Annotated in this window: 14 protein-coding genes; 3 read left to right on the forward strand and 11 right to left on the reverse strand. The window is 64.5% G+C overall.

Annotated features, from left to right (window positions below):
* Nucleotides 1–157: 157 nt before the first annotated feature.
* Nucleotides 158–2,011, reverse strand: coding sequence for a DEAD/DEAH box helicase (locus tag ACSVDO_RS08370; protein WP_489595844.1), 1,854 nt, complete (start codon nucleotides 2,009–2,011; stop codon nucleotides 158–160).
* A gap of 89 nt (nucleotides 2,012–2,100) precedes the next feature.
* On the reverse strand, nucleotides 2,101–2,418 hold the full coding sequence (locus ACSVDO_RS08375; RefSeq protein WP_332540386.1) for a hypothetical protein: 318 nt from the start codon (nucleotides 2,416–2,418) through the stop codon (nucleotides 2,101–2,103).
* Here ACSVDO_RS08375 and ettA point away from each other — a divergent pair.
* Nucleotides 2,306–3,925, forward strand: coding sequence for an energy-dependent translational throttle protein EttA (ettA, locus tag ACSVDO_RS08380; protein WP_489596366.1), 1,620 nt, complete (start codon nucleotides 2,306–2,308; stop codon nucleotides 3,923–3,925). The genes ACSVDO_RS08375 and ettA overlap by 113 nt on opposite strands.
* Before the next feature lie 83 nt (nucleotides 3,926–4,008).
* On the opposite strand, the gene ACSVDO_RS08385 is transcribed toward ettA, so the two are convergent.
* Both ACSVDO_RS08385 and ACSVDO_RS08390 read right to left on the reverse strand, forming a co-directional pair.
* Nucleotides 4,009–5,052: a P1 family peptidase gene (locus ACSVDO_RS08385; RefSeq protein WP_489595846.1), complete on the reverse strand. Its 1,044-nt coding sequence runs from the start codon at nucleotides 5,050–5,052 to the stop codon at nucleotides 4,009–4,011.
* 95 nt (nucleotides 5,053–5,147) lie between these two features.
* The gene (locus ACSVDO_RS08390) at nucleotides 5,148–5,909 is read right to left on the reverse strand and encodes an MHYT domain-containing protein (RefSeq protein ID WP_332548071.1); all 762 of its coding nucleotides are present in this window, start codon (nucleotides 5,907–5,909) and stop codon (nucleotides 5,148–5,150) included.
* A gap of 344 nt (nucleotides 5,910–6,253) precedes the next feature.
* On the opposite strand from ACSVDO_RS08390, the gene rlmD reads away from it, so the two are divergent.
* Entirely contained in the window at nucleotides 6,254–7,711 is a 1,458-nt protein-coding gene (gene rlmD, locus ACSVDO_RS08395) for a 23S rRNA (uracil(1939)-C(5))-methyltransferase RlmD (protein ID WP_489595848.1), read from the forward strand.
* Nucleotides 7,712–7,759: 48 nt separating this feature from the next.
* Here rlmD and ACSVDO_RS08400 read toward each other — a convergent pair whose 3' ends face one another.
* Nucleotides 7,760–8,125: a hypothetical protein gene (locus ACSVDO_RS08400; RefSeq protein WP_442881499.1), complete on the reverse strand. Its 366-nt coding sequence runs from the start codon at nucleotides 8,123–8,125 to the stop codon at nucleotides 7,760–7,762.
* A gap of 117 nt (nucleotides 8,126–8,242) precedes the next feature.
* Nucleotides 8,243–8,932: a Bax inhibitor-1 family protein gene (locus ACSVDO_RS08405; protein ID WP_489595850.1), complete on the reverse strand. Its 690-nt coding sequence runs from the start codon at nucleotides 8,930–8,932 to the stop codon at nucleotides 8,243–8,245.
* Between the two features lie 197 nt (nucleotides 8,933–9,129).
* Here ACSVDO_RS08405 and ACSVDO_RS08410 point away from each other — a divergent pair, with 197 nt between their 5' ends.
* Nucleotides 9,130–9,537: a GlcG/HbpS family heme-binding protein gene (locus ACSVDO_RS08410; protein ID WP_332537863.1), complete on the forward strand. Its 408-nt coding sequence runs from the start codon at nucleotides 9,130–9,132 to the stop codon at nucleotides 9,535–9,537.
* A gap of 163 nt (nucleotides 9,538–9,700) precedes the next feature.
* On the opposite strand, the gene hemP is transcribed toward ACSVDO_RS08410, so the two are convergent.
* The 5 genes from hemP to ACSVDO_RS08435 form a co-directional block, all read right to left on the reverse strand.
* Nucleotides 9,701–9,859 (reverse strand): hemin uptake protein HemP, encoded by a 159-nt coding sequence (gene hemP / locus ACSVDO_RS08415; RefSeq protein ID WP_442881498.1) that lies wholly within the window; start codon nucleotides 9,857–9,859, stop codon nucleotides 9,701–9,703.
* A 231-nt stretch (nucleotides 9,860–10,090) separates the two neighbouring features.
* Complete coding sequence (locus ACSVDO_RS08420; RefSeq protein WP_332537862.1) at nucleotides 10,091–10,501, reverse strand: ExbD/TolR family protein; 411 nt, start codon at nucleotides 10,499–10,501, stop codon at nucleotides 10,091–10,093.
* Between the two features lie 2 nt (nucleotides 10,502–10,503).
* Nucleotides 10,504–11,229: a MotA/TolQ/ExbB proton channel family protein gene (locus ACSVDO_RS08425; RefSeq protein ID WP_489595853.1), complete on the reverse strand. Its 726-nt coding sequence runs from the start codon at nucleotides 11,227–11,229 to the stop codon at nucleotides 10,504–10,506.
* 15 nt (nucleotides 11,230–11,244) lie between these two features.
* Nucleotides 11,245–11,940 (reverse strand): energy transducer TonB, encoded by a 696-nt coding sequence (locus tag ACSVDO_RS08430; protein WP_332537860.1) that lies wholly within the window; start codon nucleotides 11,938–11,940, stop codon nucleotides 11,245–11,247.
* A gap of 99 nt (nucleotides 11,941–12,039) precedes the next feature.
* Complete coding sequence (locus ACSVDO_RS08435; protein ID WP_213301175.1) at nucleotides 12,040–12,306, reverse strand: (2Fe-2S)-binding protein; 267 nt, start codon at nucleotides 12,304–12,306, stop codon at nucleotides 12,040–12,042.
* Nucleotides 12,307–12,314 lie beyond the last annotated feature (8 nt).

Consider the following 12,314-nt stretch of genomic DNA (forward strand, 5'->3'; position numbering starts at 1 on the left):
AACCGTTTTCCATGGGGAATCGGCTTTGAGCGGATAGGTGCCGCCCAGCCCGCAGAGCTGGGGCGGTCTCGCAGGTGATCTGCATGGCTGGCGCAGGTTGCGCCAGCCAGGTTTGCGGGGCGGGCGCGTTGCGCGTCGCGCCCCGGGGTGCAGGGCTTTAGCGGCCGAAACCGCCGCGGCCACCGCCGCCGCCGCTGCGGCCGCCGCCGAAGCCACCACCGCCGCCACCGCTGCGGCCACCGCCGCCGCCGCCGAAGCCGCCACCACCGCCGCCACCGCCGCTGCGGAAGCCGCCGCTGCGACGACCGGCCTGGGCCATGCTGTCGACGCTGGTGCGCATTGGATCGGGCTGGCCACCAGCCGCGCTGCCACGTGGCGTCACCGGGCGGCCCAGCTGGGTGCCCAGGTGCGCATTGGCGCGCGGGGGTTGGTCATCGAAGCGCGAATTGCCGCCTTCGCGCGGCGCGCGCGGTGCACGGTGCTCGTCATTGCGGGAATCGCTCTGACGGTCGCCGCCAAAGCCTTGTCCGCCTTGGCGCGGACCGGCACCGCGGGGACCGGCGCCACGCGCACCTGCGCCGCGCGGGCCATTGGGGTTGCTGCGGCCGCCGCCGCCATTGCCGGGACCACGGGCTTCGCCGTTGCCCTGGGCTGCGCCGCGACCACCGCCCGACTTGCCACCGCCATTGCCCTGGGGCTTGGCGCCGCGCTCGCCCGCTGCGGGCTTGTTGGCGCGGATGCGGTCCATCATTTCGGTGCGGGCGGCCTTGGCGGCGGCCTGCATCACGTCACGGCTTGGCGGCTTGCCCGCACCGCCCCAGATGGTCTGGCGACCCATGGCGATGGGCTCGGCCTTCTCGCCTTCTTCGGGGCCGAAGTCCTGCAGCAGCTGGACGGGAATCTCCTGCTTGGTGAAGCGCTCGATGTCCATCATGAAGCCTTCTTCGTCCATGCAGACCAGGCTCACAGCCTGGCCTTCACGGCCGGCGCGGCCCGTGCGGCCGATGCGGTGCACGTAGTCTTCGGAGACGTTGGGGATTTCGTAGTTGACGACATGGGGCAGTTCATCGATGTCGATGCCGCGGGCCGCGATGTCGGTGGCGACCAGAGCGCGGATGTCGCCGCTCTTGAAGCCGGCCAGCGCCTGGGTGCGCGCGCTCTGGCTCTTGTTGCCGTGCAGCGCCATGGCGTTGACGCCGTTCTTGGTCAGGAAGTCGGCAACGTTGTTGGCGCCGAACTTGGTGCGCGTGAACACCAGCACCTGGCTCCAGTCGTGTTCCTGGATGATATGCAGCAGGGCCTGCTTCTTCTTGCCGCGGCCCACGGGGTGGATCACCTGGGTGATGCGCTGGACGGTGGTGTTGCTGGGCGTGACCTGGATGCTTTGCGGGTTCTTCAGCAGCGTGTTGGCGAGTTCGCGGATCTCGTCGCTGAAGGTTGCCGAGAACAGCAGGCTTTGCTTGTTCTTGGGCACCAGGGCCAAGACCTTCTTCACGTCATGGATAAAGCCCATGTCGAGCATGCGGTCGGCTTCGTCCAGGATCAGGATCTGCACGGTCGACAGATCGAGGAAACCTTGCTGCTGCAGGTCCAGCAGACGGCCGGGAGTGGCCACCAGGATGTCGACACCGCGCTTGATGCGGTCGATCTGGGGGTTCATGCCCACGCCGCCGAAAATCACGGTGGAGCTGATGTTGTCGAGGTACTTGGCATAGCCGCGCACCGATTCTTCAACCTGCGCCGCGAGTTCGCGGGTAGGCGTCAGGATCAGCGCTCGCACGCCCTTGTTGCCGAACTTGCTGGTGGCGGGATCGCCCTCTACCAGTCGGTTGAGCATGGGCAGCGCGAATGCTGCGGTCTTGCCGGTGCCGGTCTGTGCGCCGGCAAGCAGGTCCTGGCCCTGGAGCACGGCCGGAATGGCTTGTGCCTGGATGGGCGTAGGCGTGTCGTAACCCTGTTCGAGCACGGCCTTCAGGATGGCAGGAGCCAGATTCAGTTCTTCAAATGTCATGTGGTCAGGTGCGCCCATCCTGGGCGCGGGGGGTATCAGCCTGTCGTGGCAACCTTTGCGGTTGCCGGCCAGTCCTAGGCAGATGAGGTTCAAAGATGGGAGCCCGGCACTGCGTCCATTGTCCCCAGCTGGAATGCTGATGTTTCGGGCAACTGGAGCCCGTAACTGTGGGTATTGTCGCATGCGCGGATAATCACGGCTGGCGTGCAACCATTTTGTTGCCCAGTTTTTGAAGAATCAACAGACAAATCCATGGCCCAATACGTTTTTTCGATGAACCATGTCACCAAGACCGTGCCGCCCAAGCGGCAGATCTTGAAGGACGTTTCTCTCAGCTTTTTCCCCGGCGCAAAGATTGGCGTGCTGGGCCTTAACGGCTCCGGGAAATCCTCTCTGCTGAAAATCATGGCAGGGGTGGACAAGGAGATCGAAGGCGAAGCCATCCCCATGGCCGGCCTGTCCATCGGCTACCTGCCCCAGGAACCCCAACTCAACCCCGAGCACACCGTGCGCGAGGCAGTGGAGGAAGCGCTGGCGGAAGTCAACAACGCGCGCAAGCGCCTGGACGAAATCTACGCCGCCTACGCGGAAGAAGACGCCGACTTCGACGCGCTGGCGACCGAGCAGGGCGAGATGGAAGCCATCATTGCCGCGGCCGGCACCGACTCCGAGCACCAGCTCGAAATCGCCGCCGACGCGCTGCGCCTGCCCGCATGGGACGCCGTGATCGGCAAGCTGTCGGGCGGTGAAAAGCGCCGCGTTGCGCTGTGCCAGCTGCTGCTGTCCAAGCCCGACATGCTGCTGCTTGACGAGCCCACCAACCACTTGGATGCCGAATCCGTCGACTGGCTCGAGCAGTACCTGCACCGCTTCACCGGCACCGTCGTGGCCATCACCCACGATCGCTACTTCCTCGACAACGCCGCCGAGTGGATCCTGGAACTTGACCGCGGCCACGGCATTCCCTACAAGGGCAACTACTCCGAGTGGCTGCTGCAGAAGGGCAACCGCCTGGAAGCCGAAAACAAGGGCGAGGAAGCCCGCGCCAAGGCCCTGAAGAAGGAGCTGGAATGGGTGCGCCAGAACTCCAAGGGCCGCCAGGCCAAGTCGAAGGCGCGTATCGCTCGCTTCGAGGAACTGAGCGATTACGAATACCAGCAGCGCAACGAAACCCAGGAAATCTTCATTCCTGTGGCCGAACGTCTGGGCAGCAAGGTCATCGAGTTCAACAACGTCACCAAGAGCTTTGGCGACCGCGTGCTGATCGACAACCTCAGCATGAACGTGCCTGCGGGCGCGATCGTCGGCATCATCGGCCCCAACGGCGCGGGCAAGTCCACGCTGTTCAAGCTGATCGCCGGCAAGGAACAGGCCGACAGCGGCACCGTCGACATCGGCTCGACCGTGAAGATGGCGTTTGTCGACCAGTCGCGCGATTCGCTGGCCAACGAGAAGACCGTCTGGGAAGACATTTCCGGTGGCCTGGACATCATCAACGTCGGCAAGTTCCAGATGGCTTCGCGTGCCTACGCCGGCCGCTTCAACTTCAACGGCCAGGACCAGCAAAAGAAGGTCGGCAACCTCTCCGGAGGTGAGCGCGGCCGCCTGCACCTGGCCAAGACGCTGATCCAGGGCGGCAACGTGCTGCTGCTCGATGAACCCTCGAACGATCTGGACGTCGAAACCCTGCGTGCGCTTGAAGACGCGCTGCTCGAATACGCGGGCACCGTGATGGTCATCTCCCATGACCGCTGGTTCCTGGACCGCATTGCCACCCACATCCTGGCCGCCGAAGGCGACTCGCAGTGGGTGTTCTTCGACGGCAACTACCAGGAATACGAAGCCGACAAGAAGCGCCGCCTGGGCGAAGAAGGCGCGAAACCGAAGCGCATGCGCTTCAAGGCATTGAAGTAATTCAAGGGTCTGCGGCGACGCAGACCGTTGGCAGGAAAACAGGCTCCTTTTTGGGGCCTGTTTTCATTGGAATGGGCCTGCCCCTACCGTTCGCCCTGAGCCTGTCGAAGGGTGAACGGCCCGCCCTCGATGTCCCCGGCCGCCGGCAACCAAAGCCCCTCGGCTGTCTTGATGCCGCGCGCGCAAAGCACGGCGCGCAGCGTTGCCTGCGCCGTGACCTCGGCCGCCATGGTCGCCAGCGTCATCATTCCCAGCGTCTTGCCGCTGGCCCCCGTGCCCAGCGCGAACAGCGTGTCGCCGTCCGACATGGTGTGCACCGGGTTGATCGCGCGCGCCAGCCCGTCGTGCGACACCACGGCCAGGCGATGCGCCTGGGCCTTGGTGATGCGCGCGTCGGTGGCGATCACGCCTATCGTCGTGTTGGTGCCGGCAAGCACGGGGCGCGGCGCTTCGCCGCGCAGCAGCGCACGGCGCGTATCGCGCAGCCGCAGGCCGTCCTCGCTGCGTGCGCCTGCGATCACCCGGCCGGTGTCGGGGTCGAGCACATCGCCCAGCGCATTGCAGGCAATCAGCGCGCCCACGGTGACGCCATCGACGGTCACCGACGCCGTGCCTATGCCGCCTTTCATGGCATGCGCCATGCCGAACACCTTGCCCACGCAGGCACCCATGCCCGCGCCCACATTGCCTTCGGCCGGCGGCGCGCTGCTGGCGGCGGCGCAGGCCGCGTAGCCCGCGTCGGCGTCGGGGCGTATGCGCGCATCGCCCACGCCCAGGTCGAACAGCACGGCCGCGGGCACCAGCGGCAGGCGCGCGTAGCGCACGTCCAGCCCGACATCGTGTGCTTCGAGCCAGCGCACCGCGCCGCTGGCTGCGTCCAGCCCCCAGGCGCTGCCGCCCGCGAGCAGCACGGCATGCACTTGCTCGACCAGATTCGTGGGGTGCAGCAGATCGGTCTCGCGCGTGCCCGGTGCCGCGCCGCGCACATCGACGCCGCCCACAGCGCCGGCGCGCGCCATGACCACGGTACAGCCCGTGGGCCGGCGCGTGTCGGTATGGTGGCCGACTTCTATGCCTTGGACGCGCGTGATGCTGCCGGCGTCGCGGAGTTCAGGAAGAATGCTCATGCCGCCATTATGGGCAGGGCCTACACCCAGGGCGATGCAGGAGGTGGAAGGCCGCGCTGCGCGGCGCCACCAGCCCCGGCCGCTGGCGCGTGGCTTCAGCCGGGGCGGCGCGTGACAGCCCGGCGGCGCTGCGGGTCGAACAGCAGATCAATGGCAATCGCGCAGGTCATGCCCACGGCCAGCGTGATCACCAGCAGCGGCAGGTCCATCACGCTGATGACCGTAGGGCTGGTGGGAATGGCCAGCCGGTTGTCAGTGGTGCAGATGAACTCCGCGGCCGACATGCCGGTGTAATGCATCGCGCACACGGCCAGCGCCATCACGGCCGCCGCGCCCATGCGCGCGACGGCGCTGCGCGTATTGAAGGCCAGCCACAGGGCAGCCGTGGCCGCGACAAAGGCAATCAGCACCGAGATGGCCACCACGTCCAGCGACCAGACGAAATAGCCGCCGAAACGCATGCCGTACATGCCCAGATAGTGCATGGTGGCCGCGCCCACGCCAAGCATGGCGCCGGCGGAAATCAGGCGGGCCCAACTGCGCGGATTTTTGGCGACGATGGCCAGGCCCCAGGCGGCCGCGAGGCAGGCGGCAAGCAGCGAAACCACGGTCTCGACCATCGAGTAGCCCAGGCCTATGTCCATCTTGAGCGCAAGCATGCCGACAAAGTGCATGGACCAGACGCCTATGCCGCCGAGCGCGATGCCGGCAATGAGCAGATGCGCAAGATGGCTCCTGCCGGGCTGGGCCTGCATGCGGTGGGTGGCGGACAGGGCCGCATAGGAACCTATGGCCGATATGAGGTAGGCCAGGATCACCAGTGGCGTGCTGTAGGTCGTCTGAATCACTTCGTTCATGGTTGCTCCTTCAAGAATGCGGTAACGCTTTGTCGGGCCATGGGTGCGTGGGGGCACCGGAGTTATCGTCGGGAACGATATCAAGTGATTCACTTTTTTCTTTTAATAACAATTTAGCCGGCATACGTATTGCCCGCAATGTCCGCTTTCGTGATCGTCCAATGTCGGCCCGCCGCGGTCTGTGCAGAGCGCGCCTGGCCTGAAACTCAGGAAAACCCGCTGCATGAACCCGACTGGCTGTGATAAGCAGCGCTGTGTGGATGCGTTACGCCGCCGGCCATGTCATGGCGCGCAATTTCCCTGCAAATGCGTCGCCCGATCGCGGGCCTGAGACAATCGCCGCCATGAGTGACCTGAGCGAAAACAATCCCCCCGCGAATCTCCCCGAATCCACCTCGGAACTGCCGCCCGGCTGGTACGAGGTGCTGTCCATGGACATGGATGCCCAGGGCGTTGCCCGGCAGCCCGATGGCAAGGTCGTGTTCATCGATGGCGCCTTGCCTACGGAGTTGGTGAGCGCCAACATCCATCGCAAGAAAAACAGCTTTGAGCGCGGCAGTCTGACGGTCATCCACCGCGAATCTTCCCAGCGCGTGACCCCCGGCTGCCCGCATTTCGGCCTGCATGCAGGCGCCTGCGGCGGCTGCAAGATGCAGCACATGCATGTCTCGGCACAGGTCGCCGTCAAGCAGCGCGTGCTCGAGGACAACCTCTGGCATCTGGGCAAGGTCAAGACCGAAACGGTTCTGCGCCCCATCGAAGGCCCGGCCTGGGGCTACCGCTACCGCGCGCGTCTGTCGGTGCGCTATGTGATCAAGAAGCAGAAGGTGCTGGTCGGCTTCCACGAGCGCAAGAGCCGCTACATCGCCGACATGGAAGTCTGCCGCGTGCTGCCGCCGCATGTCGACAACATGCTGATGCCGCTGCGCGCGCTGGTCGCGTCGATGGATGCGCGCGAGACCCTGCCGCAGATCGAAGTGGCCTGCGGCGACGATGTCACCGCGCTGGTGCTGCGCCACATGGAGCCGCTGTCCGAGGCCGACCAGGGCCGGCTGCGCGCGTTCGCGGCCGAGCAGAACATCCAGTGGTGGCTGCAGTCCAAGGGGCCCGACACCGTGCAGCTCATGGACCCGCCCATCCAGGATCTGGCCTACAGCCTGCCCGACTTCGGCATCACCATGCCGTTCAAGCCCACGGACTTCACCCAGGTCAATCCGCACATCAACCGCGTGCTGGTGACGCGCGCGCTGCGCCTGCTCGATGTGAAGAAGAGCGAACGCGTGATCGACTGGTTCTGCGGCCTGGGCAATTTCACGCTGCCGCTGGCCACGCAGGCGCGCGAAGTGCTGGGCATCGAGGGCAGCGATGCGCTGGTTGCGCGTTCACGCGACAACTACGCGCGCAACCAGGCCCAGCGCCTTGAAGGCGATGCGCTCGCGCCCACGGATTTCGTTGCCCGCAACCTGTTCAACATGACGCCGGAAATGCTGATCGCCGACGGCGTCGCCGACAAATGGCTGGTCGATCCGCCGCGCGAAGGCGCGTTCGCGCTGGTCCAGGCGCTGGCCGACATCCACCAGGCGCGCCTAGGCGCCGAGGATGCCGTGGTTCTGCCCGAGGGCAGCGACGCCTGGCAGCCGCCGCAGCGCATCGTCTATGTGAGCTGCGCCCCCGCAACCCTCGCGCGCGATGCCGATCTGCTGGTCAACAAGGCGGGCTACCGCTGCGTCAGTGCGGGCGTGATCAATATGTTCCCGCACACGGCGCATGTCGAAAGCATGGCCGTGTTCGAACGCATCTGACGCGCCGGCCGGGCCCGCCTGCGCTGCAGGCAGGGCCCTTGCAGGGCATCAGCTGCGATTGCGCGGCGCCGCGGGACGCAGCTCGGTCTCGATCTCGCTGTCGGGCGTGCGCGCGGGCTTCTCGCGCTGCGTGATCACCGAAGGCGTGCCTTCGATCTTGTTCTCGCGCATGTACTGGTCCATTTCCTTCCAGCCCGCGAAGACCAGCGCCTTGGTGGCCTTGGGATTGAGCGAGTAACAATCTTCGAGGCCGCGCAAGGCATGGCGGCAGGCGCTTCCTACCGCCTTGGCCTCGTTCTCGCGCGCGATGGCCTGGGGCGTGGGCCCGAGGCCGGGAATGTTGCAGCCGGCAAGCAGCAGCAGGGGGAGGGCGAGAAGTGCAGACCGCATGGTGGTAGGGGCGTATTTGGACATGTCCCTTGCATTATCGGCAGCTTGCGTGAAAAGTTAAGGCCTTCTTGCGGCCGCGGAGTCGAGCGGCCCATGAAAAAAGGCCCCGCAGGGCCTTTTCGAGGGGAGCGGGGCCGCCGATTACTCGCGGTCGCCGCCCAGGCCCAGCAGGCTCAGCATGAACTGGAACACATTGAACAGGTCCAGATACAGTGCCAGCGTGGCGCTGATGTAGTTGGTCTCGCCGCCGTCCATGATGCGCTTGAGGTCGTACAGCATGAAGGCGCTGAAGATGCCGATGCCGGCCACGGAGATGACCATCATGCCGACGGTCGAGCCGACCAACATATTGACCAGGATGCCGACAAACAGCACCATCGCACCGACGAACAGCCATTTGCCCATGCCCGACAGGTCGCGCTTGATCACGGAGGCCACGCTGGCCATCACGAAGAACACGCCGGCCGTGCCCGCAAACGCGGTCATGATCAGCTCGGAGCCATTGCTGAAGCCCAGGATCTGACCGATCAGGCGCGAGAGCATCAAGCCCATGAAGAACGTGAAGCCCAGCAGCACAGGCACGCCTGCGGCCGAATGCTTGGTCTTCTCGATGGCATACATGAAGCCGAAAGCGCCCGCCATGAACACGACGAGACCGACCACGCCGCTCAGCGATGCCGTGATGCCCGTGGCAACGCCTACCCAGGCGCCGAGTACCGTTGGCAGCAGGCTCAGCGCGAGCAGCCAGTAGGTATTGCGCAAGACCTTGTTGCGCTGTTGCTGCGAGACACCGTAGCCCGCAGAGCCCAGTGTGGTGACTTGTTCATTCATTCGGACGTTCTCCTTTGTGCATGCACGATTGCATAGTTCATTCTAGGTGGCGACGGCAAGCGGCGTTTGCAATACCCGGTTGCGATCAATTGGTTTTAGTTGTGAATCTTTTGCGCTGGAAGTGCCCAGTTGGCGTCGGTTTGCCCGTTATGCTGTTCCTTTTTCGCCCATACCCGATTACTACACGGAGCCTTTGCATGAAGACCAAGCACGAACTCGAACTCGCCGACGTGAAAGCCATTGCCGCCGCAGCGGAAGCCGAAGCATTGAAGAACAAATGGGCCGTGAGCATTGCCATCGTCGACGACGGTGGTCATCTGCTGTGGCTGCAGCGCCTCGACGGCGCCGGCGCCATCTCGGCACAGATCGCTCCCGCCAAGGCCAACACTTCCGCCCTGGGTCGCCGTGACTCCAAGATCTATGAAGACATCGTCAACGGCGGTCGCACGGCCTTCCTGAGCGCTCCCGGCCTCAGCGGCCTGCTCGAAGGCGGCGTGGCCATCGTCAAGGACGGCCAGGTGATTGGCGCCGTCGGCGTCAGCGGTGTGAAGTCGCATGAAGACGCGCAGATCGCGCGCGCCGGCATCGCCGCCATCGGTCTCTGATCGAGCGCCATCCTCGGGGCCGGCCTGTACGGGCCCATTGAAAAAGCCGGTCGCTGACCGGCTTTTTGCATGCTGCGCGGGAAAAAAGCCTGGCTACGCGGACAAGCTCCGTTGGCTGGCAAAACGGCCCGGATGTACGGGCCGCCCCACGATGAAACAGCGATTATTTGGTGAGGATCAGCTTGCCCAGCTTGGTGGCCTGCAGGCGGTAAGGCATGCCGTTGTGCAGGATGGTGACGGACTTGCGGCCCTGCAGCAGCTCGGTGCTGTTCATGCCCAGCGCGCTTTCGGCGTGCATTGTTTCTTGCAGGGGCTGGGACATCTGAATGGAAATTTGGCTGGCTTGGCCTGTACGGGGCAGGGAAAGGGTAGCGGGCATGTGTTGATCCTCAGGTCGGTGTGTTTGCTAATGATATTGATTCTCAATAACATGTCAATCGTTTGCGACCCGGCTTTGTAAATAAATCATTCAGCCAGCTCTGGGCGCCCTGCGCCATGCAAAAAGCCCTGCCTTCGCGCGCGAAGGGCAGGGCTTTTTGCGGGGTGGCGCAGTTTATTGCGTGGGGTCGGTCACAAAGCCGATCTTGCGCACGCCCGCGCGCTGCGCGGCCGCCATGGCCTGGGCCACGCGCTCGTAGCGCACGTTCTTGTCGCCGCGGATATGCAGGTCCGCCTGCGGGTCCTTGGCACCTTCGGCCTGCAACTGGGTCAGCAGCGCTTCATCGGTGATGGGTTGGGCGTTCCAGTGGTACTTGCCTTCGGCATCGATGCTCAGGTTGACCGTTTCCGGCTTCACGTTCTCGGGCTGGTTGGTTGCCTGCGGCAGATCGACGTTGACCGAATGCTTCATCACCGGAATGGTGATGATGAAGATGATGAGCAGCACCAGCATGACGTCGACCAGCGGCGTCATGTTGATCTCGTTCATCACCTCATCGGAATCGTCCTGGGTTCCGAACGACATGGTCAGGCACCTTTCTTCAGCGGCAGCACCTTGGCTTGCTCGCCTTCATTCTGCACATTCACGCGGGCGCCGGTCACGAAGTAGGCGTGCAGGTCGTGCGCGAAGCTGTTGAGGTTGTTGAGAATGGACTTGTTGCCGCGCACCAGGGCGTTGTAGCCCAGCACGGCGGGAATCGCCACGGCCAGGCCCAGGGCCGTCATGATCAGCGCTTCGCCGATGGGGCCGGCCACCTTGTCGATGGTCGACTGGCCCGTGGAGCCGATCGCGACCAGTGCGTGGTAGATGCCCCAGACGGTGCCGAACAGGCCGATGAACGGCGCCGTGGAGCCCACGGAAGCCAGGATGGCCAGGCCGCCTTGCAGGCGAGCGGTGAATTCGTTGATGGTGTTGCGCAGGCTGCGCGTGACCCAGTCGCTGATGTCCAGCGAGTCATGCAGATGGGCACTGCTCTTGCGGTGGTGGGCCGTGGCTTCACGGCCTTCGAGCGCCAGGTGGCGGAAGGGGTTAGCGGGATCGGTGCCGAGCTTGGCCAGGCCGGTGCCGAAGTCTTCGCTGTGCCAGAAATCAAACGAGGCGCGCGCATGCTTGCGGTACTTGAAGATGTCCAGCGCCTTGATGATGATCACGATCCACGACACGAGAGACATGCCGATGAGGATGACGGCGATGGCGCGGGTGACGAAGTCCCCCTGGGTCCAGACGTTGGCAATGCCGAAATGGGAATCCATGAATACTCCTGAAAATTATTCGAGAACAAAATTGATGGGCACGATGTTCCACATGGCTTCGGGAACACCATTGCGCTTGCCGGGCACGAAGCGCCAGCGCTTGACCGATTCGATGGCCTGCTGGTCCAGGCGGTCAAAGCCGCTGGACTGGCGGATCTCTATGGTCTGCGGCTTGCCTTCGACATCGATGAACACACGCAGCACGACCTTGCCCTGTTCGCCCATGCGCCGGCTGATCGATGGATAGCTGGGCTTGGGGTTGTTGAGGTAGGCGGCATTGCTCGACGGCAGCTGGATCACCGGCGGTGCGGGCGGCGCCGGCGGTGCTGGCGGCGTGGGCGGAGCCGGAGGCGCGGGCGGCGCCGGCGGGGCTTCGGTCACGGGCGCGGGATCGGGTTCGACCACGCCCACCGGCGCGTTGGGGCGCGGCGTCGGGTCGGTGATCGCCTTGGGCATGGGCGCCTTGCGCACCACGGGCTTGGGTTGTGGCTTGGGCGGCGGCGGTGGTGGGGGCGGCGGCGCGACTTCGGGTGCAGGCGGTGCAATGAACTCGGCCAGCACTTCGGCGGGAACCACCAGTTCCACGGCTTTGCGCATCAGGCCGCTTTGCAGTGCCCAGATACCGGCCACGTGCAACAGGACTACGGAGCCGGCAATGACGGCATTGCGGCTCATCCCCCCGGAAGAGGAAAATCGATCAGACTGGGACATATACGAAAGGTGGGTCAGCGCGCACTACACCTGGACCCAGGGGCGGAAAAAGCCAGGTTCATCGGCGGAAAATCCACCAGGTGCATCCAATGACGAGGATCAGGCTGCCGAGCAGAACGGGGAAGAGGGCCATGCGTTGCTTTCCAAGATATTGTTGGCAAGCTGGATCGGCTGGGTTGCGTTCTGAATATGGGCAACCGCTCCCGAAGCACTGCACTGCGCAACCACGTCGCGGGCGCAGTTTTCACAGCGTCCGCATTGGGTGGCTACACCAAGTTCAAACTGGATTTCGTCAAAACTCATACCCGCATGCGCGTGGCGTGCGATTTCGCGGTCAGAAACCCGGCGGCAAACACAGACGATCATGGCAGCAG

It is taken from the genome of Comamonas sp. DB36 (genome assembly GCF_057914905.1).